Origin of the sequence: Aquimarina litoralis (assembly GCF_019295435.1) — a bacterium.
Taxonomy (GTDB): domain Bacteria; phylum Bacteroidota; class Bacteroidia; order Flavobacteriales; family Flavobacteriaceae; genus Aquimarina; species Aquimarina litoralis_A.
Genome location: NZ_WEKL01000003.1, coordinates 126,707 through 149,994, shown reverse-complemented (window position 1 = coordinate 149,994; position 23,288 = coordinate 126,707). Strand labels below are relative to the sequence as shown.

Here is a 23,288-nt window from a genome sequence, read left to right as displayed (position 1 = left end):
ATAGGATATTATTCCAGACTCTTTTTTTTATGATCATAAACTACTTTATTTATCTTATTTCCAATAATTATTCGCCGCAGAAATTGTTTGGAAATTTATGGCGATTACTTGAGAAGCTGCGGTTAGACTCGATGCATTGTTAGCATAATCTTTTCGTAATCTTTTTAAAACTTCTATATCAGGTTGTGTAGACTTAACTCCTTTTCTAGAAAGTTGTATTGCTAGTTCAAAACCTTCTTGAGGGGTAGCAGTTATTAAGCTTGGAAGCCATATTTCTTTTTGTTCCATAGTTGTTTTACTTTTTTGATTTATAATTTTTTAAATTGACTTAATTCGTATGCTGGTTGAACATCGATTATAACAGATTTAAAACCACAAAAAGTATACTAAATACCGTGCTTAGGATTAGTAGGTTAAAGCTTATTCTTGGTTTTTGTTGTGATAAAATAGCACCATTAAAAAACATACATAATATGGTTATGATAAATAGCTGTATCATTTGAATGGTAGAATTTCCATTCATTAAAATAAACATTGCTGCAACCGATCCCAGGCAGCTTTGACCAATAATTGCTATTGGAGAATAGCCAATAATTCCTTTTGTATATTCTTCTAAATAATTTTGATAAATTTTCATAATTCTATTTTTATGGAAGTCCGCTCAGTAAGGAGTTTCAACTGGACTTCGGATTATGTATTAATTATTAATTTCTATTTGATGGGGTCTGTTTTTCCAGATGGATAAGTACTGACTAGTAGCCATTTTACGAGCAGCATCCTTAGCTCTTTGAGCTATGGCTCCTTCATAAAATTTATCAATGGTATAAAACCAAAGCTGTAACCATTTCCCGAAGTGAATTTGATTGATAGAATGATTCAGATTATGATCTACTTTTTTATGGGCTTTTGCAGGATTTCCTTTATAACAAACCTTTCCAAATAATGCTGTTACCCAGAAATCAGTAAGTTTTTCGATATGCTCAGGCCACTGTTTTTCCTGTATATGTGCATTGAATATGGGACCTAAGGTTTCATCCTGTCTTATGTTTTTATAGAAGCTAGATACCAATACAAAAACATCATCTCTACTTTTTATTTCTCTCATTTCGTTTCTGCTTTTAAAGAAGCTTTAAAATTGCTATTAGTGTTATAAGCTGATGTTTTAATGGTTTTTCTTTTTCCTTTTATACAATACCACGTTTCTTGTATAGCAAACCAGCAGAAATAGAAGATTCCTATTGAAAATAGAATATCTCCAATCATGCGAAGCCATTTAAGCGTTTGTACTGTTGGAGAATACAATAGTTCTGCATCTCTAGCGAAAGAGTAGCCTTTTGTTATAGAAGTATATGCTTGAATTATGCCCACTGGTAATAAGCTTAGAACTACCATTGCAATTAACCCTATATTCAAGAACCAGAATGCTCTTTTTAGTTTTGGAGAATCCCAGGATCTGTCAGAATAAAATCGTAAACAAATAATAATAAACCCCATTCCTAGCATTCCATATACACCAAATAAGGCAGTATGTGCATGAACAGCCGTAGTGTTTAATCCCTGAATGTAGTATAGCGCAATTGGTGGATTGATTAAAAAACCAAATACTCCTGCACCTAGCATATTCCAAAAGGCTACAGCAATAAAGAAAAATATTGGCCATTTATACTTTTGCATCCATGTTGTTGATTTCAGAAGGTTCCAGTGCTCACGAATCTCAAACCCCATTAGAGTTAATGGCACAACTTCTAAGGCACTGAATGTTGCTCCGAGGGCGATGGCTTGTACAGGTGTGCCAGAATAATACAGGTGATGAAGTGTTCCTATAATTCCTCCTGCTAAGAATATGGTTGCCGAAGCAATAGAAGCTTTACCGGCAGTTTTTGCAGATAAAATTTTCATTCGCAAGAAAATAAATGCAATAATTACTGTAGCGAATACTTCAAAAAAGCCTTCAACCCAAAGATGTACCAGCCACCATCTCCAGTAATTGATTACTGGCAGACTGCTATTCTCTCCGTACATTAATCCTGAAAAGAAGAACATTCCTATCGCCATTACAGATACAAGAAGTATAATTAATAGATGTTTAGAGTCATCTTTTCTATTGATACCATATACGATATGTCTACCGACCATAAATACCCAGAGCACCAAACCAATACCGAGAAATATCTGCCAAAACCTCCCTAAATCCATGTACTCATATCCTTGGTGACCAAAGAAAAAGTTGGTTGTAGTGTCTAAAAACTGATGCACTCCTAACCATTCTCCGAGTAATGAGCCAAGAACTATTATTAAAAGAGCGATAAAAAGAAAGTTAATCCCAAAAACCTGGTATTTCATCTCTTTACCACTAATCATTGGAGCTAGAAATAAACCTGTGGCTAACCAAGTTGCTGCTATCCAGAATACCGCTAATTGAGTATGCCATGTTCTAGTTATGGAATAAGGTAAAATACTTGCCAAATCAAATCCAAAAAATGCCTGTCCTTCTACGGTATAATGCACAGTAAGAATTCCTAAGATGATTTGTAATCCTATAAGCAATGAAATAATGATAAAATACTTCAAAACTGCCTTTTGGGATGCGTATAGGTTTATACTTTTTAAAGGATCTTTTTCAGGATGTTTAATAGCTTCTCCTTTCTCATGATTTCTTACATAGTAATACACTAGTATTCCAATAAATAGTAACAGTAAAATGATAGAGAAACCAGACCAAATTTGTGAATCTGGTGTAATGGTATTGTCTATCAAAGGTTCATGTGGCCAATTAGAAGTATAGGTGTAATCTTTATTTGGTCTGTTAGTACTAGCAGCCCATGAGGTCCAAAATAAGAATGCATTGAGTTGATCTAGCTTTTTAACATCGATTAGAGCACCTTCTTGAATAGCATATTGCTCATGCCCTTTAGAAAAAATTGAAGCATAATGAGAACTATTATTTTTAAAGGCGTCATATTTTGCTAATGATATTGTAATACTATTCTCTGATGGATTAAATGTATTAGTTCTAACATGACTTATTAATCGAGCTTTTAAAGCAGCTTTTTTCTCGTTGTCTAAGTTTTCATAAAGATCTTTAAACTCTTCTTGAGCCCAAGCATCTAGCATATACACAGCTTCTTTATGAATCCAATCAGCTGTCCAATCAGGAGCTACATAACTTCCGTGTCCCCAAATTGACCCTACTTCCATACCTCCTATAGATTCCCAAACATTTTGTCCTTCTTGTATATCTTGCTTGGTCAATACGATTTCTTGGGTTTCTTTTACAATCACTTTGTCAGGAATAGGTGGTTGGGTTTGATAAATTTCTGTTCCTACCCATATTAGTGCAATAAATGAGAGTGTTACAACACTGATAAATCCAATCCAAATATTTTTCATTAGTTACTTTTTATAATATTATTTATGCTATACTTTTGACTCTTTCAATACTATCTGCTGTGGATATCGATAAACGAATGATACAATCCTTAATACAGCTTAAATCATGAGGGATGTTTGCATCTAAGGCTATTAAGTCTCCTTTTTTGAGGATTGTTTTTTTTCCATTAACACCAAGATTTAATACACCTTCAAATACAGCAATCACTATCGGAAAAGGTGCTTTATGTTCTTTCATTGATTGCCCTTTTTTCATTGCAATTCTTACTTCTTTAATGTTTTTGGTTTTTAGTAAAACTGTGATGGCGGGTTTATTTTCTTTGTACACCACATCTTTGGTTAGTGAGGCTACATTCATATTAATTATCATTTAAAATTTTAAAGGTCATTTCATTGATACAATCGTCTACTATGATTTGACAAGCAAGTAAGTAGTCCATTGTATTGGGATCCTGTGTGAAATTGATCTTAAGTGAATCTTTATCTTCTTTATTAGGGTTTTTAACCAGTTTTACAAAACAGGTTTTACACATTCCTCTCCCACCGCAGTCACCGATTTCTTCGCAATAATTATCGATAATCAATTCCATAAGATTAGGATATTCATAGCGCTTAAAATTGATTTTATGAACCTCTTTGAACGAGTCAATTATCGTTACCTGTAAAGGATTCTTCATTTCTTTTGGGTTTTCTAAGGTTCTTAATTCCGTAAATAATCAGACCGATCACTTTTATAATTTCCAATAGCACATACCACAAATGCAATAAGCTTTTAGTTACTTCTTTTCCTTGAATAATATCTTCAGCTCTTTGATCTAGTGCCGGTAATAACCATACGGTTTGAACAATTACAATAGAAAGTGGTATTGATAGTATGATGAGAAGTGTTTCGATTTTCTTAGCTCTAGTTAAGAGGAAGAATAGTAGTGTTAGTCCAAATGCAATTTCAATAGTATTTAAGGCTCCAAAGACTAATTTTCCAATACTTAAACCAATCTCTTTGGTAACACCAGGAGCTTGAAATTTTAACCAAGCCTCCATGAAACTTATTGCACCAATAAAACCTATCCAAATAAAGGTAATTGCGATAGTGGTATTTATATAATTTTTTTTCATAAAAGATTAAAGGATCTTTTTATCCTTTATTATATTAAATTTTTTATCTTTTCAAAATAGCTAGGTCAGCATTTAGATCATTTGCCAAACTTTTTAATGATGTGTTTTCAAGCATATTTCTAAGATCATTTCGTATTGCTACGAATCTGTGATGTAGAGGACAAGGAGAATTAGCATCGCATTGCTTTAATCCCAAACCACATCCTGTATATATCGAGTCACCATCCAATACTCTTACAACTTCACTAAGTTTAGTATCCATATTTTCTTCTTCTATAACAAAACCTCCATAAGGACCTTTAATAGATTTTACTAAGTTGTTTTTAGTGAGTTGTTGCAAAACTTTAGCGGTAAAAGCTTGTGGTGAATTTATTTCTTCGGAAATAATGTTCAAACTAACCTTATTATTTTGAGAAGTTTGTTGAGCTATAAAAATAATAGCTCTAAGACCATATTCACAAGATTTTGAAAACATACTATAAAGTTTGATACAAAACTATATAATATTTTTATAAAGGACAAAAATATCCTTTATAAAATTTTTTGACTGTTGATTTTGAACTTAATTATTGATGGATAGATAAGAAGAAAGTCAAAAACATGAATAAAATTGATAGTAAACCTAGCTGTAATTTATTAAATAGAATAAATTACTTTCTCTTTAATCGAATTTCTAAAATTTTAGGATTCATTTTTAAATTATGATGCTTAATTACTCAAATCGATAAAAAGTGTTTTTTATCGGAAATCTTCTTTTTTTAAGAAGCTACATATTCATTTTTAGCTAATTAGAATACTATTTTCATTAAAGGTTTTAGCTGCAAATGTATATAGCGTATGAGCGAGGAGTTGAATATTTCGGATTTAAGACAGGTTATACGTAACCTAATTACTTTTATCGTTATAGAAGGGAAGGAGTATGTAAATGATGATGATAAATGTGAATATGTAAAAAGTTATGTATTACTATTAGCTAAAATTATTAATCAAGTAGAAGAAAAAGAGCAAGCTTCTTTAATACAAAGTATTTCAGATGATATCACTAACTACATGAAGTAAGGGTATAGTTTTGGACTATATTTTATTATGTTAGATTTGGAAAGCCTTTTTTATAAAAAGGCTTTCTTTTTTATTTGGAATGAATCGAATAACTTTAATATATTGAAAACTGATAATCCAAACTCCGAAATAAAGTGTCCGAACTAGAGCGAATTGAACAGTTAGAAAAAGAAAATAAAATTCTTCAGGATCAACTAGATCAAATCAAAAAGAGAAGAGAAAAGAAAAAAAGTGTTGGTTTTTGGTTACTTAAGAAATCTAGCGTTCCTCTGTTAGGAGTTCGACTTAAAAAAAGTATTAACAATGCAATCCATGAATATAAAGAAACAAGTTCAGTCTCAGTTGATACAGTTTCTGACGTTTCTTCTAATATCATTTGGCGAATAACACGGATTGGCTTATTTGGTGTATTAATTACTTTGATTCCTTCGATTATATTGATGTTCCAAACTTGGTTGGTGATCAATCAAAATACTTTGGTAGGAAATCAAAATGCTTTAATAGAGGCCGAAAGGAGATCTTCATTAGTGTTTATTATGGATAATTTGTTGTCTGATTTAAGTGAGGAATTAAAGTATAAAGGATCTAGCGAACGAAACATTAGTCCGGTTTTAGAAGCGCGGATAGCGAGTTTGACTAGAGCGATGAAACCATATAAATATGAAGAAGACGGAGAATTGATAGATGAAAAAATAAGCCCAGAGAAAGGACAGTTATTATTTAGCTTGATAAGAAGTAATCTTGCTGATCAATCATATAGAGAAATTTTGGATGCTTCTGATTTTAGTTATACATATTTCAAAGATATATTCTTAGGAAGAGGAGTAAATCTAAAATACATCAATTTAAGTCATTCCAATTTATCCGAAGTGAATCTGCCTGCTGCCAATATGGAAAGAAGTGAGTTAGTGTCAGCAAATTTGGAAAAGATAAATCTTTCAGATGCTATATTAAAAAGAGCAAATATGACAGAATCAAATCTAAAATATTCCGAATTATTAAGTGCAGATCTAACTAATGCAAAATTGTTTGGAGCAAACCTAACTGAAGCCGATTTAACAGAGGCGACGTTGTGGGGAACCAAATTGGAGGATGCAAATTTAACAGATATAGTGTTAGATAACGTAATCGTACACCGACAAGATTGGATATCCTATGTCAAAGACTCATTGGATCTAAAAGGAGCTGATGATATTCAAGAAAAATACAGAGTTAAAAAACAAGGAAAACAACAATTTATTCTTATTAAGAAGTAATCTTTACCTGTTTTTTGAAAATCATACCATGAATTTTATGGACTAGCCAATTTCCTGCAGGAAAATACAAAGCAAAAAATAAGGCCATTCCCAAGCTAAAATTTTGCGGGTTGAATAATTTATCTAAAATATTATTCGGATACACATAGGAAGTTTGTAACCAGTAACCTAAAAATTCTAATATTCCCATAGCCACCAATCCGTATGCATACTGATTAAAAAAATTGTAGTCTTTAAGTAAAATAGAAATCGGTATCATATACAAAATATAACAACTAATCACTTGCCACCAATATGTGAATCTTGCTATTTCCATTTCAGCGCCAAAAGCATTCATTCCTAATCCCCATAAAAAATAAACCATTATATAGGTTGTTAGTAAGGTTTTTGGTGTTGTTTTTATTTTATGAATACTATTAACGAAGAGTTCTTTCATTAGTATAAATCAATTTTTGTTAATGTTCTAAACCAGAATTTTTTATAAATTTTGAAACGTTTTACTCTAGCTTTATTTAAAATAGAATCAAGTTCTTCTTCTGTAAATGCTCTTCTTATGGCAATTAGTCCATCTTTTTTAGCCATATCAGAGATGGGTAAGATAAAACTTGATATCTTAAATAATAAATAAGCAATTTTGCTTCTTTTTAGTTCGCTAAAGATAAGATGCTTAATTCCTTTTTGCTGTACTTTTTGAATAAAATTAACCAATTCATCATCCTTAAAATGATATATAAAATGGCTACTTACAATAATATCACAATCAGGAATTACAAATGAATTATCAAGTACGTCGGCAGTTTTAAAATTAATATGTTCATGTGATCCATATTTGGAATTTGCATACTTAATACTTTCTTGATTACCATCAATTCCAAGTATAGATACCTTTATGCCTTCTTCGTTCAGACGATTGTAAATTTTAAATGCACTATCTCCACCTCCACAACCTAAATCAACTATTTTTAAAAACTCGGTCTCAGACTTTTGCGAACAGTAATCCAATACAGCTCTTGTTAGTTGTCTATGATTGCCAAACAAGGTGTTAACTAATCTAAGACTTCCTAATGTTTTATATAAAATAATGCCGGATAGGGATAGGTTATCTAACTGTTCTGAAGTATGAAGACGAACTTGGAAATTCAAAATTTATAACTTGGTATTTATTTCAATTCGTCTCAATAATAATAATAACTTTACATAAAAAAGATAAAATTAATGGATAAAGAGTATTTAAACCAATTAATAAGAGAACGAAGATCCGTTTTTCCAGCTCAATATAATGATCAACCGGTCTCTAAAGAGTTTATAAAGAGGTTATTAGAAAATGCAAATTGGGCTCCTACGCATCGATTAACAGAACCTTGGAGGTTTAAGGTAGTTAGAGGAGAAGCAAAGGATCGTTTAGGTGTTTTTTTATCTGATACGTATACTGATATTACTCCTGAAGAAAGCTTTTCTCCTTTTAAGCATAAAAAGATTAAAAATAACTGTTCTTTAGCTAGTGCAATTATAGTCATATGCATGCAAAGGGATCAAAAGGAAAGAGTTCCTGAATGGGAAGAAATTGCATCTACAGCAATGGCAGTACAAAATATGTGGCTAACTTGTGCTGCTAATAGCATTGGGTGTTACTGGAGTAGCCCTGCTTTAATACAGTATATGGGAGAATTTTTTGATTTGGAAGAAGGAGAAAAATGTCTGGGTTTTCTATACGTTGGAAATTACGACAAAGAGGATGACATCAGTTCTAAACGTACAAATATTGATGAAAAGGTGGTTTGGATGGATTAAAAAAAAAGCTATCTTCTTTTTAGAAGATAGCTTTTTATAAATTTTTAGAACTATTACTGCTGAGTCATTTTAGCAGCTAATTCCTGCATTTCTTTAGATTTTGCAGTCATATAATCAGTCCACTTTTTAGCATCATCTCCAGTTAATTTTCCAGAGATTTCCTGAGCTTTAGTAGCAAGTTCCTGACCTTTTGTGCTAAGTCCAGCAAAAGCAGTCATGTCTTTACTTTCTACAATTTTCTTGTATTCAGCAACATACTCTTCATAAGAGTTTACATACTCCTGAATAGCTTCGTCACTAAAACTAGGAATTCCACTAGCAGCTTCTTCTACTTTCTCAGCAGCTTCTTCTACAGCTTCTCCTACTTTCTCAGCAGTTTCTTCTACAGCTTCTTCTACTTTCTCAGCAGTTTCTTCTACAGCTTCTTCGGCTTTTTTTGTGTCCTTACAAGAAGTTACTGATACTGCAAACATTAGAGCAATTGCTCCTAAAAATAATCTTTTCATAATTGATAGATATAGTTAATTGGGTTATTGAACGTCAAATTTAACATTTTATTTTAGAATTCGTTTTTTTCGATCAAGTATTTCCAATAGCGTTTGGGAAGGTGCTGTATATGTAGCTTTGAATTTTTTCGAGATTTGATGTTAACGCTATTAAAATAGGACTTCCAGAGCTGTTGAAAATCAAGTTCTCGTTCTGAAAATGTATCTTTTTCAATGTTTGGATTTAATTTAGATATGGAATTTAGTGTTATAATTTCTACTTTATGAAGATTATAGTAAATACCATAAGCGCGTTTTATATCATAGATTAACCATTTTTGATCAGCATATCTATCCTTAAAGTGATGAATTAGCAATGGTAAAACATTAAAGTCAGGTTCAACAGTGGCTATATAGGTATTATCTTTTGTTTGTTTAAATCTCACGAATGCTTCCATTCGATGCTTTTCTCTCTCTACCATTTTAGCAACTTGACTAATTTTAAGAATATCTTTATCGCCGTAATCCAAATAGTTGCTATTTGGTTCTTTGAATATTTTTTTAATATAAGATAACAAGGTGTTTTCTACACCTTTTATTTCGCTTAAAAAAGCCTTAAAAATAACCTTTTGTTGAGATTTTGAAATTTTCTTTTGCAAACCTCTCCATACTCGTTTTGCCTTTGCTTCATCAGTATATACAATTTCAGAAATAGTAAATAATTGATTGTTTTGCTCATATTGTTTCTGGATAATAGGAGCGTTTATTTTTTGCTCGTATACGAGAAATACACTAGATAAAAATCCATCAAAACTGCCATCATATTGTAAAATAGTTTGTGGATTCATGTGTAATCTATGGAAAAAGACTCAATTGATTATTGAAATATTTACGATGCTTACTTTTAGAAGCTTGCATAATTATACTTTTTAGTTGCAAGGGAGATATATCTTGATGGAAGTTTTCTTTCGAGTTACAGGTGATAAAATATTTCGCTCTATTCAGAGAAATCCCAATTGCTTTGAGATGTTCCCAATTTAAACTTCTAAATTTTCGGGCTTGAATAATTTTATATACGGATTGCATACCAATTCCGGGAACACGAGCTAGAAGATTTTTTTCTGCTTTATTAATATCTATCGGAAAGATATTTGGATTTCGCAGCGCCCAACTCAGTTTAGGGTCAATATCTAAATCCAGATTTTTATGTTCATCATTTAAAAGTTCTCTAACCGAAAATCCATAAAATCTAAGTAACCAATCCGTTTGGTACAATCTATTTTCTCTAAGAATGGGAACTTCGGTTTGTAAAGATGGTAAGCGATTGTCTGTGCTGATAGGAATATAGCCGGAGTAGTATACTCTACGCATATTAAATTTCTTGTAGTAATATGTGGCAGAGTACATTATATCTCTATCGCTCTCTCCTGTAGCTCCAATGATCATTTGTGTGCTCTGACCAGCAGGAGCATACCTTGGAGTGTTTTTAATTATTTTTCGTTCTGCATTGTATTGTATGATTTCATTTTTAACCTTCTCCATAGGTTGAATAAAATCCTGATGTTTTTTGTCTGGAGCTAAAAGCTTTAGCCCAGATACTGTGGGAATTTCTATATTAACACTTAATCTATCAGCATAGAGTCCAGCTTCTCTCATTAATTCATCACTAGTGCCTGGTATCGATTTTAGATGAATATAGCCATTAAAATTCTCTTCCAAACGTAATTTTTTTGCTACAGCGATGAGTCTCTCCATTGTATAATCGGAGTTTTTAAAGATGCCAGAACTCAAGAATAAACCTTCGATATAGTTACGCCGGTAAAAATTGATAGTTAGATCTACAACTTCTTGGATTTTAAAAGCTGCTCTTTTTATATCATTACTTTTTCTAGTAACACAATAAGCACAATCGAATATACAATGATTAGTTAATAAAATTTTCAATAATGATACACATCTACCATCTTCAGTGTAACTATGGCATATCCCCATAGCAGTATTATTTCCAAGACCTTTTTTACTATTGGATCGTTTTCCACCACTACTCGCACAGGATACATCATATTTAGCTGCGTCGGCTAGAATCGATAACTTCTCGCGAACTCTGTCAAACGACATATGATGTAGAATTGAATAGTTTTATCTGATACTTTATAGCCCTGAAAATCTCTTCAATGTCTACTAAGATTTGATAATCTGTAAATCGCAGAACAGTAATTCCTAGTGAATGGATATGTAATTTTTTTGGAGCATCTAAATTATACACATCAGAAAACTCGTGGGCGTATCCATCTATCTCAATGGCAATCTTAAAAGTTGGACAATAAAAATCAAAAGTATAATTGTTGATTTTATAATCCTTAAGAAAGAAGAATTCTTTTTCCGTTAGCCTTTTAAATAATTCTTCTCGAACAGCGATAGAATTATTTAAAGAATAACGTATTGTTTTTTCAGATTCTGGTTGATGTAATAAGATTTGTGATCTCATAGGATTAATGGTTAACTAGTAATTTTTCCAAATTTATGGAAATATTCCATATAAATGAAAATGAAATTGTGTTAAAATTGGAAATATTCCAAAAAATAGTATATTTGTTAAAGAATGCCTCAAATACTGGTAACAGAAATGTATGCTAATAAATAAATTATAGTTGTATGGATAATATTACCAACCAAACCATTCAACGCTTTAAAACTATTCGTGAAGAAAATCATTTTACCCAATCTGGTTTTGCCAGAGTTTTGGATATTAAGAATTCTACAGCGGATATTGAAAGAGGGAAAACTAAAATTTCAGGAAAAGTTGTTTCTAAATTGCTACAGGAATTTGGAGTAAATCCTCTTTGGTTGTTTGGTGAAAGTGATCAGAAGAAAATTCAGTTACATAATGGTGATGTTGCACCAAAAATTGTAACGGTAGACTCCGAGAATAATGAAAATATTGTTCTCGTGAACGTTAAAGCTGCAGCAGGCTATCCACATAATGTACAGGATGTGGATTGGTATCAGCAATTACCAGCATTTGATATACCACTTCCCGAATACAGGAATGCTACTTATAGAGGTTTTCAAGTAGAAGGTGATAGTATGCTACCTGTTTTAGAACCTAAAGAGTGGGTTATAGGAAAAGCGGTAAATAATCTTTCTGAATTACGGAGCAATGCACTGTACGTCGTTGTTTTGCAAGATAGTGTAGTGGTTAAGAAGGTCAGAAAAAATGAAGATTCTTCGACTTTGACTTTAATCTCATTGAATTCTGATTATTTACCATATTCTATTAATGCACATCAAATAGTGGAGCTTTGGGAAGTAAATAGTAAACTTAGTTTTAATATTGATGCTAATTCTGATACAGCAAGTATTAAACAGTTGCAGGATGCAATGTTGGCACTTACTTCAGAGGTGAGAAGCTTAAAGAATTAAGTTATAAACCCATGTTTTTTAGCATGTTCGACTGCTTCATTAGATGAACGTACAAGAAGTATTGGAGTGATATCAAAGGAACTTATAATTTTTTGAATTCTTTTTTCTTTTCTTTTGTGATGTACACTTCTTAGATAAATAGCTAATATTCTATCAGGATATTTTCTTGTAATACTAGTGTATATATCTGCATCTTTTTCTCCACTATCTCCTATTAGGATAAATTTTAGTGTAGGATAAAGCTCTAGCAGATTGATTATTTCCATGTGTTTATGAGGTGCGACTGGTTTTGGTGTTTTGTCAAAAGGTGTTCTAAAATCCCTTAATAAAATTGGACCTTTTGGAAAATCATGTATGTTTAGAAATGCGCTTAAATAGTCGTATAAATTCCAAGGACTATTACTTACATAAAAAAAAGGATTTACAGATTCATTTGTTTTACCAGATTTTAATTTCTTGTAAAATTGAACTGTACCTTCTAAAGGAAGTCGTCTATCAAAATTTTTAAAAAAAGTATTTACTATAAGACGCCATTTAAATAATGAAGCCACACCAGTATGTAAAATAGTATCATCAATATCGCTGATTATTCCATAGGAAGCACGACTTGATGGGATTAACATCTTACCGTTAAAAATATTTGATTGGATAATTTTCCTTTGAATATCCGTCTTGTAGGAAACTATATAGGAAATCCAATTATCAGCATCTACTAAATTCTCAATGTCTATTGCTTCATCAAAATGATAATAACCTTCTAAATCAGTTGTTGTATTAAATGTTTGACCATTAGAAAGTTTTAATTCAACAGGTGTCTTTCTGAGCTCATCACTTTCAAATTGTTTAAAGATATTGTATAAGGTTTTTAATATTTTGGTATTTCCATCAAAGTCAATATTCTCATCTTCTAATGCTCTTCCTGTAGCTCTAAGTCTAGACTTAGTTCCATAGCCTAAGTACGTATTAATTCGTAACGGTTTTTTCTTGAACATTGAGTTAATCCTATTAAAATAAAGATAAAAACCCCGCTATCTTGCGGGGTTTTTGATACTATTTTTTTTGAAATTATTGAACAGCTCTTTCATTCGATTCAACTGATACATCAGATAATTTTTTAGTTTTGATATCATCTGTAGTATTATTTTCAGTTGGAGATATGATTTCTATATTTTGTTTTGCTACTGCAGTTTCACTGGTATGACCACCTAAAATTGGTGCTATAACAAGTCCAATAAGACAGGTTAATTTAATCAAAATATTCATTGAAGGTCCTGAAGTATCTTTAAAAGGATCTCCTACAGTATCTCCGGTTACAGCAGCTTTGTGCGCATCTGAACCTTTGTACGTCATTTCTCCATTAATCTCTACACCAGCTTCAAAAGATTTTTTTGCATTATCCCAAGCTCCACCAGCATTATTTTGGAAAATAGCCCATAAAACACCACTTACGGTTACTCCAGCCATATAGCCACCTAACATTTCTGCGATCGCTTGATGGTCCATTCCGAAAATCATCGGAACAAAAGCTATTGCTAATGGGAAACCTATAGTTAATAATCCTGGTAGCATCATTTCTTTTAATGAAGCTTTTGTGGATATAGCAACACATTTATCATATTCGGGCTTTCCAGTTCCTTCCATAATTCCGGCAATTTCTTTGAACTGGCGACGAACTTCATATACCATTTCCATTGCAGCTTTACCTACAGCATTCATTGCTAATGCAGAGAATACTACGGGTACCATTCCTCCAATAAATAACATCGCTAATACAGGTGCTTTGAAAATATTAATTCCATCAATTTCAGTAAAGGTAACGTACGCAGCAAATAGTGCTAATGAGGTTAGTGCCGCAGATGCAATAGCAAAACCTTTTCCTGTTGCAGCCGTAGTATTTCCAACTGAATCTAAAATGTCGGTACGCTCTCTTACGATAGGTTCTTGTTCACTCATTTCAGCAATTCCGCCTGCATTATCAGCAATAGGTCCAAAAGCATCAATCGCTAATTGCATTGCAGTTGTAGCCATCATAGCTGAAGCTGCCATGGCAACTCCATAGAATCCAGCAAATGCATATGATGCCCATATAGCCCCAGCAAATAATAATACGGAAGAGAAAGTAGAGATCATTCCTGTCGCTAATCCAGCAATGATATTAGTACCTGCCCCAGTACTTGATTTTTGAACAATTTCTAAAATTGGTTTTTTTCCTAATCCCGTATAATATTCTGTAACTGCTGAGATAACACCACCTACGAACAATCCTACTAAAGTAGCATAAAATACACGCATCGAAGAAATGTCAACAAGACCTTCTCCAAAAAACTCCATTTTCATGGTTTCTGGAAGCATATATGTACATAAAGCAAAGCAAGAAATCGCTACTAGTGCAATTGAAGTCCAGTTTCCTATATTAAGAGCTCCCATTACTTGAGCTTCTTTGGCTTCATTGGATTTTATTTTTACCAGCATTGTTCCAATCACGGAAATGATAATTCCAGCGCCAGCAATTGCTACAGGTAATAATACAGGTCCGATACCATTAAATCCTTCATTAACGATATTTCCGCCCATATCTTTAATAATATAGTTTCCTAATACCATAGCTGCTAATACTGTAGCTACGTAAGAACCAAACAAATCGGCACCCATTCCGGCAACATCTCCAACATTATCTCCAACATTATCAGCAATCGTAGCAGGGTTACGAGGATCGTCTTCTGGAATACCAGCTTCTACTTTACCTACAAGATCTGCCCCAACGTCTGCTGCTTTAGTGTAAATTCCACCACCTACACGAGCAAACAATGCTATAGATTCAGCTCCTAATGAAAACCCTGCTAATGTTTCCAATACAACGGTCATATCCATAGTGTTGGTCCATTCTCCACCCATAAAAAAGTGAAAAAATATGATAAAGAAAGCGGTTAGACCTAATACAGCTAAACCTGCAACACCAAGGCCCATTACCGTACCTCCGCCAAATGATATTTTAAGTGCATTTGGTAAACTAGTACGTGCAGCTTGCGTAGTTCTAACATTTGTTTTTGTTGCTATTTTCATACCTATATTACCGGCAAAAGCAGAGAAAACAGCTCCGAAAATAAAAGCAATTACAATTAACCAATGAGTAGTAGGAACTATAAATGAAACAATGGCAAGCAATATGCTTACTATTATAACAAATATCGAAAGTAATTTATATTCTGCGTTTAGGAAAGCTAAGGCACCTTCATAGATGTGATCTGAAATTTCTTTCATCTTACCATCTCCAGCATCTTGTTTCATTACCCAAGATTTTTTAATTAGCATATAAATAAGCCCCAGTGCTGCCAAAACAATTGGCATATAGATCATGTTTGATTCCATTAAAAGTCTTTTTAGTTAATTAGTCGCTAAATGTAGTAAATTCATATAAATATAAAAAGCGCAATGTTTTAGAATAAACATTGCGCTTTTTTAGTATTTTATAGGCTTACTTTAGTATATRCTAAATAACCCTTTAGGTTTATCTGGTAAATCCTCAAAACGCTTTACACAAGCTTTAATGATTTCTTTTGCTTCATCAATATTGCCCCAACCACCAACATCAACTTTCTTTTCTTCAAGATCTTTGTATACTTGAAAAAAGTGCTCTATTTCCTTAATTAAATGCGGGTTCATTTCTTTTAGATCTGCCAAACGACTTGCTATAGGATCAGCAACAGGTACACAAATGATTTTTTCATCAGGACCTTTTTCATCTGTCATATGGAAAACTCCAATTGGTTTTACTTCAATTACACATCCTGGAAAAGTAGGTTCCGTAACTAAAACTAGTACATCTAAAGGATCTCCATCTAATGCCATCGTTTCTGGAATAAAACCATAATCAGCTGGGTACATCATAGATGAAAAGATCATACGATCATAACGGATTTTCTTTATATCAAAATCGTATTCATATTTATTACGACTTCCTTTTGGTATTTCGATAAGTACATCGAAACTTTCGCGAGTTGCTGCGCTCATATTCTAATTCTCATTTTTATGGGCGGCAAAGATAAGTATTACAAGGGGTTGGTTAAAATTTATAACCAAAAATAACACTGTTTTTTACTAATTTTTAATGATTAGATAACCTAAAAGGTTTTCGTAAAAACCAATTCTCCAATTTTATAAAATAAATTAATGTCGCCTAGTTTGGTTTTTAAACTTAGTTTATGATGGGATTAGATGCTAAAAATAGAACCCAAAAGACCCTGTAACTCCAAAATCACGAGCATCTGGATTATCGAAATAATTACCTCTAAAGTGAAAATCAATTCTAAATATTTTGAAAATATTTCCAACGCCAAGACTATATTCCCAATATGCTTCATCATTTGGAGCTCCAACATTTTGTAAGAAGCCTGAAGCATCTAAGGCAATATTTTCATCAGATAATTCACCCCAAACCGCTCTTACACCTACCAACTCTCTAAGGTTAAGCTTTCGTAATAAAGGAATTCTGGAGAAGATTCTACCATTAAAATTATGCTCAATATGCACAGCAGCATATGTATCCGTGACAAATTCATAAAAATTAAGTAATGGAAATGTATTTTGAATAGATAAATAAGTTTGGTTACCAGGAACGACACTTAACAATCCAAGAGGTACTTCGCCAAATGTTTTACCTAATTCTATAGAGCTATTTAAAACCCCAAATCCACCAATATTCCATGGCTGACGGTAGAAAAATTGTAATTTCTGATATTCAAAATCACTTTCCAAAATATGATCAAGACCAACAGAATAATTAAGGAATAATTGTGCGTAATCTCCATCATTAACAGTGATTTTATCTACTCCATATCCTGTAGTTTTTCGTCCTGGATAATAGGCTAGCGTAGTAGATATTTCTGCTTGGGTAATTTCAGATTTTACCTCTCCAGTATCAGGATCAAAGAAATCTAGGCTAAATAAATCTCTATCCGCAGGTTTTAAAGTTCTATAGGATCCCGCAACACCAATAGTGAAATTTTTCCTCGGTTCAATTTGCATAGACAATGCGGATAAATTTATAGAAGTAAGACGATTATTGTCTCCTGTTGCCACAATTGAGGAAGAAGCTAAACTTCTACCTTCAACATCATTGGTATTGGTTAAACTGGCTCCCAGCTGCTCTACATCTCTACGATTACCAGCAGAAACAATTAGTCGCGATTTTCTGTCTACAAGATACTTTCCAGAAATTCCATATTTGAATTTATTATCTCTTAGACCATAAGCTCCATATCCTTCAATTCTCCATCGATCGTTTGCAGTGAAATAAGTTCTACCTCCAGCTCTTAATCTAAAACCTTCAATAGCATTAAATCCTACAGTAGAGAATAATGGACCAAAATCCCATCCATTAAATTCTACATAACCTGTAGCTAAAATGGTTCCTATGTTATACAGTCTTTTAAAAGCTTTTACCGTTCTAAGGGTGTCCAGAAGTTTATATACCTTCTTTTCATCCTTGTTTAAATCCTCCATTCTGGCATTCGCCCAGAAAGAATCATCACGATTATAAATGTCTTGATTATAAGGATCTACCTGACTTTGATAAAACTTTCTGTCTTTTTTCTGATCGAATTTATAATTGTCGTATAGCGTTGTTCTCTTTCCGTAAACCCCTCTTGATTTTTCTTTTTTGTTAAAAGCGAAATCAGATTGAAAATAATCTTTTGTTATTAAAAAGATCGAATCATTAAGTACATCAAATTCTTGCTCAATATAAAGATCTTTTACCCAGTTGATATTTGCACTCTTGGTTACCTCTAAATTAATTTCTTTAATTGCCCAAGTCGTGTCATTTACCCAAAAGTCTCCTTTAAATGTAAGCTCATTTTTACGTCTTGGATAATAAACAATATTATAACACCATTTGTTTCCGATGTATGCACTATCAGTTAAAACATAATTATATACATTAATCCCGGTTCTTGATAATGGACTAGTAAAACTCTTATCGAAAAATTTTAAATAATTATCGTAGATGTCATAATCAGAATACAAATCTTTTACAAAGGCTATTAATGTCTGATTATCACTAAATCCCGCATTTTTGTTTCCTTTGAGGACTTCCTTCAATTCATTTATTTCATTATCTCCGTATACTTTAGAAATTGCTTCGTTAAGGAATATAGGTAAGTAGGTTTTACCAGTAATTCGAGAAGTATCAATGTCTTCAAAAATGAATTCCATACCGTTAAAAATCCTACTGTTTACTAAAGCGCTATCAATAGTATTAAGATCAAACTCTAATTTCTCATACTTGTCATAATTGTATTGTTTGAATTTCTTAACACCATTTTCTCTTCTGTTTTCCCAAATTTTACGAAGTATATCAATAGCAGGATTATTTTTCTTGGAAGTTTTTCCTTTGTAGATTACTACTTCATCAAGAGAAGCGGCTTCTTCTTCCAAAATAACTTCCATATTATAGGTAGTTCTTTTGGATAATTTTATGGTCTTAGTTTCAAAACCAATAAAAGAAACTTTGATACTACTATGATTTTGGTCCGATTCCATATAGAATTTACCATTTTCATCGGTAATTGTACCTATTGTGGAATTAACAAAAACAATGTTGGCAAATGGAACTGCTTGTTTGTTGCTATCGTAAACGTGACCGCTTACTTTGGTCTGTGCAAAAATTGAGGAACTGCTTAATGTAAAAAGTAAAAACCCTAAAACCCAATATCTCATCTAATATTTTTAAAAATAGTTCAGACTAAACATAAATTCTAAAATACTGGCATAATCGTAACCGAAAAGAAATTTCACTCTCTTTTTCTTTTAAAAGTTTACCAGTACTGAATCTTATATTGTTCAGTCAGTTTTAAATGTTGTTTTTTTATCTAAAACACATCAATAAAAAAATACCCTACCACTTTTGCCCTTCAAATTTAAAAATCTTTTGCATACCCAAGTATACAAAAGATTTCAACGGTGACATTATTGTGTTAGTATTTCAAAGTACCCTATTCATTGATTGTGCAAACTCACATTGTTTTATCAAATTTCGAGCCAACATTTATAAAAAGCGACTCAGAATTCGAATCGCAAAGAAAAAAGGTTCTTTTTACTTATACATCACTTTTTTGACAGCTTTAACAACATCGTTGCTATTTGGTAACCATTCTTCCAATAAAACTGGAGAATATGGTGTAGGAGTATCAGCTGTGTTTATTTTAATAATTGGAGCATCTAAATAATCAAAAATGTTCGATTGAACTTGATAAGTGATTTCTGAAGCAATATTAGCAAGAGGCCAAGCTTCTTCTAAGATCACTAATCGATTAGTTTTCTTAACGGAAACAAAAATTGCATCTAAATCTAAAGGTCTTACTGTTCTTAAATCGATGATCTCACAAGAGATATTTTCCTTTGCTAACTCATCGGCAGCTTTATAAGCTTCTTTAATAATTTTACCAAAAGATACAATTGTTACATCATTTCCTTCTCTTTTAGTTTCGGCAACTCCAAGAGGAATAGTGTATTCTCCTTCAGGAACTTCTCCTTTATCACCATACATCTGCTCGCTTTCCATGAAAATAACAGGATCATCATCTCTGATAGCGGATTTTAGCAATCCTTTCGCATCCTTAGGATTCGATGGGATAACAACTTTTAATCCAGGTGTGTTAGCAAACCAATTTTCGAAAGCTTGCGAATGTGTGGCTCCTAGTTGCCCTGCAGAAGCAGTTGGACCTCTAAAAACAATTGGGATATTAAACTGACCACCACTCATTTGACGCATTTTGGCAGCATTATTTATAATTTGATCAATTCCAACTAACGAGAAGTTAAATGTCATAAATTCAATAATAGGTCGGTTGCCATTCATGGCACTTCCAACTCCAATACCAGAAAATCCAAGTTCAGAGATAGGAGTATCTATAACTCTATCTGGCCCAAACTCATCAAGCATTCCTTTACTGGCTTTATAAGCTCCATTATATTCAGCAACTTCTTCACCCATTAAATAAATAGATTCGTCACGTCTCATTTCTTCGCTCATTGCTTCGCAAATAGCTTCTCTGAATTGTATCGTTTTCATTTATAAATAATTATTTTTGTGCTACACGAAAGGCAAAAGTAGCAATTAAAAGCCTTTACCAAATACAGAAAATTGAAAAATTTATTATGCATGCATAGTAAATTCGACATTTTATTTGTACCTTCGCTTTTATTATTAAATTCTCAAAAAATACCTATATAAAATGAAAATATTAGTATGTATTAGCCATGTACCAGACACTACTTCTAAAATTAATTTTACAGAAGGAGATACTAAGTTTGATACAAATGGAGTACAGTTTGTAATTAATCCTAATGATGAGTTTGGATTAACGCGCGCTATGTGGTTCAAAGAAAAACAAGGAGCATCTGTAGATGTTGTAAATGTTGGAGGAGCAGAAACAGAACCTACTTTAAGAAAAGCTTTAGCTATTGGAGCGGATAATGCGATACGAGTAAATACTGAAGCTACAGATGGTTTTTATGTTGCTAAACAGTTAGCTAAAGTTGTACAAGATGGAGGATATGACCTTGTAATTGCAGGTAGAGAATCTATAGATTACAATGGAGGAATGGTACCAGGAATGTTAGCCGCTCTTACAGGTGCTAACTTTATTAATACTTGTATCGGTCTGGAAATAGAAGGAGATGCGGTTACTGCTGTTCGCGAGATTGATGGAGGAAAAGAAACTTCTACAACAAAATTACCATTAGTTGTTGGTGGACAGAAAGGTTTAGTAGAAGAAAGTGATCTTCGTATTCCGAACATGAGAGGAATTATGATGGCACGTAAAAAACCTCTTACTGTTGTTGAGCCAGTTGAAGCAACTCAGGAAACTAAAGCAGTTAAGTTTGAGAAACCTGCACCAAAAGGAGATGTTACGTTGGTTTCTCCAGATAACATAGGGCAATTAGTAGATTTATTGCATAACGAGGCAAAAGCTATCTAAGAATATAAAAAATTTAAAGTAAAACCTTATTATAAAGGTTCCACATAAAAAAATAAATATGTCAGTTTTAGTATATACAGAAAGCGAAGGAGGAAAATTAAAAAAAGCTGCTTTTGAAGTTGCATCGTATGCAAAAGAAGTGGCTAATATGCTTGGCACTACAGTGACTGCTGTTAGCGTTAATGTAGATGATAGTAGTGAATTAGGAACATACGGAGTAGATAAAGTATTAGAAATTAAAAATGATAAGTTAAGTACTTTTAATGCAAAGGCATATGCAGATGCATTAAAGCAAGCTGCTGAAAAGGAAGCTGCAAAGGTGGTGGTAGTTAGTTCTAGTGCTGATAGTAAGTTTTTAGCATCTCTTTTAGCAGTTAATCTTAATGCAGGATATGCTTCTAATGTAGTAGCACTGCCGGAAAGTGCTTCACCTTTTACGGTAAAAAGAACAGCTTTCACAAATAAAGCATTTAACATTACCGAAATTTCAACAGATGTTAAAATTGTTGGATTGTCTAGTAATGCATTTGGTTTAAAAGAAGCATCTGGAGCAGCTGCTGGAGAAGGTTTTGATCCGTCATTATCAGAAGAAGATTTTGCTGTTAATGTAACTTCTGTGGATAAGGCAACAGATAAAGTTTCTATTGCAGATGCTGAAGTTGTGGTATCTGGAGGTAGAGGTCTTAAAGGACCAGAAAACTGGGGGATGATAGAGGAGTTAGCAGACGTACTTGGTGCTGCAACAGCTTGTTCAAAACCTGTTAGTGATATGGGGTGGAGACCGCATGGAGAGCATGTTGGTCAAACTGGAAAACCAGTAGCTACAAACTTATATATTGCGGTAGGTATTTCTGGAGCAATCCAACACCTTGCGGGAATTAATTCTAGTAAGATAAAAGTAGTAATTAATAATGACCCAGAAGCTCCATTCTTTAAGGCAGCAGATTATGGTATTGTAGGTGATGCCTTTGAGGTAGTACCTCAGTTAATTGAAAAATTAAAGGAATTTAAGGCGAATAACGCATAATTTTCATAAATTGTGCCCAATCAAGGGCTGTTTGAACTCAGGAAAAAGTCCATTTGTTCAAACAGCCTTTTTTTTATTGAAATTACTATGAGTTTAGTTCGTCTGAACATAAAAGGAATATCTTACAGTCAAACCCAAAATGGGGCGTATGCACTAATTTTAAGTGAAGTAGATGGTGAAAGGAAATTGCCGATTGTAATTGGTGCGTTTGAAGCCCAATCTATTGCAATAGCTTTAGAAAAGGAAATCAAACCTCCTAGACCTTTAACTCACGATTTATTTAAAAACTTTGCAGATCGATTTGATGTGGTTGTAAAGCAGGTGATCATTCACAAGTTGGTAGATGGTGTTTTTTATTCGAGCATCATTTGTGAACGAGATAAAATCGAAGAGATTATCGACGCCAGAACTAGCGATGCAATAGCATTGGCACTTCGTTTTCAAGCACCGATTTTTACCTATAAAAATATCCTTGATCAAGCAGGTATTTATTTGAAAGTCAATCCTAAAAAGGATGATGAAGATAGCTCATCAGAAAGCCTTTTGGTTGACGAACTGGTTTCTGATGATGTGGAAATGGTGGGTAAAGAAACCAGCTATCAGGACTTGTCTTTAGAAGAGCTAAATCGTATGTTAGAACAGGCAGTGGCTAACGAAGATTATGAATTAGCTGCTAGAATAAGAGATGAAATTTCAAAAAGAGGGTAAATTGACTTTTACTTGTTTTCATCTCGAAATATTATAATGTTACTTTTATTTT

The 23,288-nt window shown here is 32.8% G+C and carries 26 protein-coding genes; 7 read left to right on the top strand and 19 right to left on the bottom strand.

What is annotated here, in order from left to right; translation table 11 throughout:
- Positions 1-54: 54 nt before the first annotated feature.
- The 8 genes from GBO31_RS02840 to GBO31_RS02805 form a co-directional block, all read right to left on the bottom strand.
- Positions 55-288, bottom strand: a complete 234-nt coding sequence (locus GBO31_RS02840; protein WP_219006800.1) for a hexameric tyrosine-coordinated heme protein — start codon at positions 286-288, stop codon at positions 55-57.
- Positions 289-355: 67 nt separating this feature from the next.
- A complete protein-coding gene (locus tag GBO31_RS02835; protein WP_219006799.1) occupies positions 356-637 on the bottom strand; it encodes a hypothetical protein in 282 nt (93 codons plus the stop codon).
- A 60-nt stretch (positions 638-697) separates the two neighbouring features.
- On the bottom strand, positions 698-1,105 hold the full coding sequence (locus tag GBO31_RS02830; protein ID WP_219006798.1) for a group III truncated hemoglobin: 408 nt from the start codon (positions 1,103-1,105) through the stop codon (positions 698-700).
- A complete protein-coding gene (locus GBO31_RS02825; protein ID WP_219006797.1) occupies positions 1,102-3,390 on the bottom strand; it encodes a nitric-oxide reductase large subunit in 2,289 nt (762 codons plus the stop codon). The genes GBO31_RS02830 and GBO31_RS02825 overlap by 4 nt, the downstream gene beginning before the upstream one ends.
- A 22-nt stretch (positions 3,391-3,412) precedes the next feature.
- Positions 3,413-3,748, bottom strand: a complete 336-nt coding sequence (locus GBO31_RS02820) for a cupin domain-containing protein (protein WP_219006796.1) — start codon at positions 3,746-3,748, stop codon at positions 3,413-3,415.
- Position 3,749: 1 nt separating this feature from the next.
- Positions 3,750-4,067: a 2Fe-2S iron-sulfur cluster-binding protein gene (locus tag GBO31_RS02815; protein WP_219006795.1), complete on the bottom strand. Its 318-nt coding sequence runs from the start codon at positions 4,065-4,067 to the stop codon at positions 3,750-3,752.
- Entirely contained in the window at positions 4,036-4,506 is a 471-nt protein-coding gene (locus GBO31_RS02810; RefSeq protein WP_219006794.1) for a hypothetical protein, read from the bottom strand. The genes GBO31_RS02815 and GBO31_RS02810 overlap by 32 nt, the downstream gene beginning before the upstream one ends.
- Before the next feature lie 43 nt (positions 4,507-4,549).
- Positions 4,550-4,981, bottom strand: coding sequence for an RrF2 family transcriptional regulator (locus GBO31_RS02805; protein WP_219006793.1), 432 nt, complete (start codon positions 4,979-4,981; stop codon positions 4,550-4,552).
- Between the two features lie 362 nt (positions 4,982-5,343).
- Between GBO31_RS02805 and GBO31_RS02800 the strand changes: the two genes are divergently transcribed.
- Complete coding sequence (locus tag GBO31_RS02800) at positions 5,344-5,565, top strand: hypothetical protein (RefSeq protein ID WP_219006792.1); 222 nt, start codon at positions 5,344-5,346, stop codon at positions 5,563-5,565.
- Between the two features lie 134 nt (positions 5,566-5,699).
- The gene (locus GBO31_RS27285; RefSeq protein ID WP_219006791.1) at positions 5,700-6,821 is read left to right on the top strand and encodes a pentapeptide repeat-containing protein; all 1,122 of its coding nucleotides are present in this window, start codon (positions 5,700-5,702) and stop codon (positions 6,819-6,821) included.
- Here GBO31_RS27285 and GBO31_RS02790 read toward each other — a convergent pair.
- The gene (locus tag GBO31_RS02790; protein WP_219006790.1) at positions 6,811-7,257 is read right to left on the bottom strand and encodes a hypothetical protein; all 447 of its coding nucleotides are present in this window, start codon (positions 7,255-7,257) and stop codon (positions 6,811-6,813) included. The two genes, GBO31_RS27285 and GBO31_RS02790, sit on opposite strands and share 11 nt — an antisense overlap.
- Positions 7,257-7,964, bottom strand: a complete 708-nt coding sequence (locus tag GBO31_RS02785) for a methyltransferase domain-containing protein (RefSeq protein WP_219006789.1) — start codon at positions 7,962-7,964, stop codon at positions 7,257-7,259. The genes GBO31_RS02790 and GBO31_RS02785 overlap by 1 nt, the downstream gene beginning before the upstream one ends.
- A gap of 72 nt (positions 7,965-8,036) precedes the next feature.
- Between GBO31_RS02785 and GBO31_RS02780 the strand changes: the two genes are divergently transcribed.
- Positions 8,037-8,612 (top strand): nitroreductase family protein, encoded by a 576-nt coding sequence (locus GBO31_RS02780; protein WP_219006788.1) that lies wholly within the window; start codon positions 8,037-8,039, stop codon positions 8,610-8,612.
- Between the two features lie 53 nt (positions 8,613-8,665).
- Here GBO31_RS02780 and GBO31_RS02775 read toward each other — a convergent pair whose 3' ends face one another.
- Genes GBO31_RS02775 through GBO31_RS02760 form a run of 4 tightly spaced genes read right to left on the bottom strand, consistent with a single transcriptional unit; the run spans position 8,666 to position 11,585 of the window.
- A complete protein-coding gene (locus tag GBO31_RS02775) occupies positions 8,666-9,118 on the bottom strand; it encodes a hypothetical protein (RefSeq protein WP_219006787.1) in 453 nt (150 codons plus the stop codon).
- Between the two features lie 53 nt (positions 9,119-9,171).
- Positions 9,172-9,945 carry a TIGR03915 family putative DNA repair protein gene (locus tag GBO31_RS02770; RefSeq protein ID WP_219006786.1) on the bottom strand — a complete coding sequence of 258 codons (774 nt, stop codon included), beginning with the start codon at positions 9,943-9,945 and terminating at the stop codon, positions 9,172-9,174.
- A 7-nt stretch (positions 9,946-9,952) separates the two neighbouring features.
- Positions 9,953-11,215: a putative DNA modification/repair radical SAM protein gene (locus GBO31_RS02765; protein ID WP_219006785.1), complete on the bottom strand. Its 1,263-nt coding sequence runs from the start codon at positions 11,213-11,215 to the stop codon at positions 9,953-9,955.
- A complete protein-coding gene (locus tag GBO31_RS02760; protein ID WP_219006784.1) occupies positions 11,205-11,585 on the bottom strand; it encodes a DUF559 domain-containing protein in 381 nt (126 codons plus the stop codon). Before GBO31_RS02760 ends, GBO31_RS02765 begins: the two co-directional genes overlap by 11 nt.
- A gap of 167 nt (positions 11,586-11,752) precedes the next feature.
- Here GBO31_RS02760 and GBO31_RS02755 point away from each other — a divergent pair, with 167 nt between their 5' ends.
- A complete protein-coding gene (locus GBO31_RS02755) occupies positions 11,753-12,520 on the top strand; it encodes an XRE family transcriptional regulator (RefSeq protein WP_219006783.1) in 768 nt (255 codons plus the stop codon).
- On the opposite strand, the gene GBO31_RS02750 is transcribed toward GBO31_RS02755, so the two are convergent.
- From GBO31_RS02750 to GBO31_RS02730, 5 genes are all read right to left on the bottom strand, one after another.
- On the bottom strand, positions 12,517-13,512 hold the full coding sequence (locus tag GBO31_RS02750; RefSeq protein WP_219006782.1) for an App1 family protein: 996 nt from the start codon (positions 13,510-13,512) through the stop codon (positions 12,517-12,519). The genes GBO31_RS02755 and GBO31_RS02750 overlap by 4 nt on opposite strands.
- A gap of 73 nt (positions 13,513-13,585) precedes the next feature.
- The gene (locus GBO31_RS02745) at positions 13,586-15,889 is read right to left on the bottom strand and encodes a sodium-translocating pyrophosphatase (RefSeq protein WP_219006781.1); all 2,304 of its coding nucleotides are present in this window, start codon (positions 15,887-15,889) and stop codon (positions 13,586-13,588) included.
- A gap of 111 nt (positions 15,890-16,000) precedes the next feature.
- Positions 16,001-16,531 carry an inorganic diphosphatase gene (locus tag GBO31_RS02740; protein WP_219006780.1) on the bottom strand — a complete coding sequence of 177 codons (531 nt, stop codon included), beginning with the start codon at positions 16,529-16,531 and terminating at the stop codon, positions 16,001-16,003.
- 207 nt (positions 16,532-16,738) lie between these two features.
- A complete protein-coding gene (locus GBO31_RS02735) occupies positions 16,739-19,237 on the bottom strand; it encodes a DUF5686 and carboxypeptidase-like regulatory domain-containing protein (protein ID WP_219006779.1) in 2,499 nt (832 codons plus the stop codon).
- A gap of 376 nt (positions 19,238-19,613) precedes the next feature.
- On the bottom strand, positions 19,614-20,591 hold the full coding sequence (locus GBO31_RS02730) for a pyruvate dehydrogenase complex E1 component subunit beta (RefSeq protein WP_219006778.1): 978 nt from the start codon (positions 20,589-20,591) through the stop codon (positions 19,614-19,616).
- A 163-nt stretch (positions 20,592-20,754) separates the two neighbouring features.
- Between GBO31_RS02730 and GBO31_RS02725 the strand changes: the two genes are divergently transcribed.
- From GBO31_RS02725 to GBO31_RS02715, 3 genes are all read left to right on the top strand, one after another.
- Complete coding sequence (locus tag GBO31_RS02725; protein WP_219006777.1) at positions 20,755-21,501, top strand: electron transfer flavoprotein subunit beta/FixA family protein; 747 nt, start codon at positions 20,755-20,757, stop codon at positions 21,499-21,501.
- 58 nt (positions 21,502-21,559) lie between these two features.
- Complete coding sequence (locus GBO31_RS02720) at positions 21,560-22,528, top strand: electron transfer flavoprotein subunit alpha/FixB family protein (RefSeq protein WP_219006776.1); 969 nt, start codon at positions 21,560-21,562, stop codon at positions 22,526-22,528.
- 87 nt (positions 22,529-22,615) lie between these two features.
- Positions 22,616-23,236 carry a bifunctional nuclease family protein gene (locus GBO31_RS02715; protein ID WP_219006775.1) on the top strand — a complete coding sequence of 207 codons (621 nt, stop codon included), beginning with the start codon at positions 22,616-22,618 and terminating at the stop codon, positions 23,234-23,236.
- Positions 23,237-23,288: the final 52 nt, after the last annotated feature.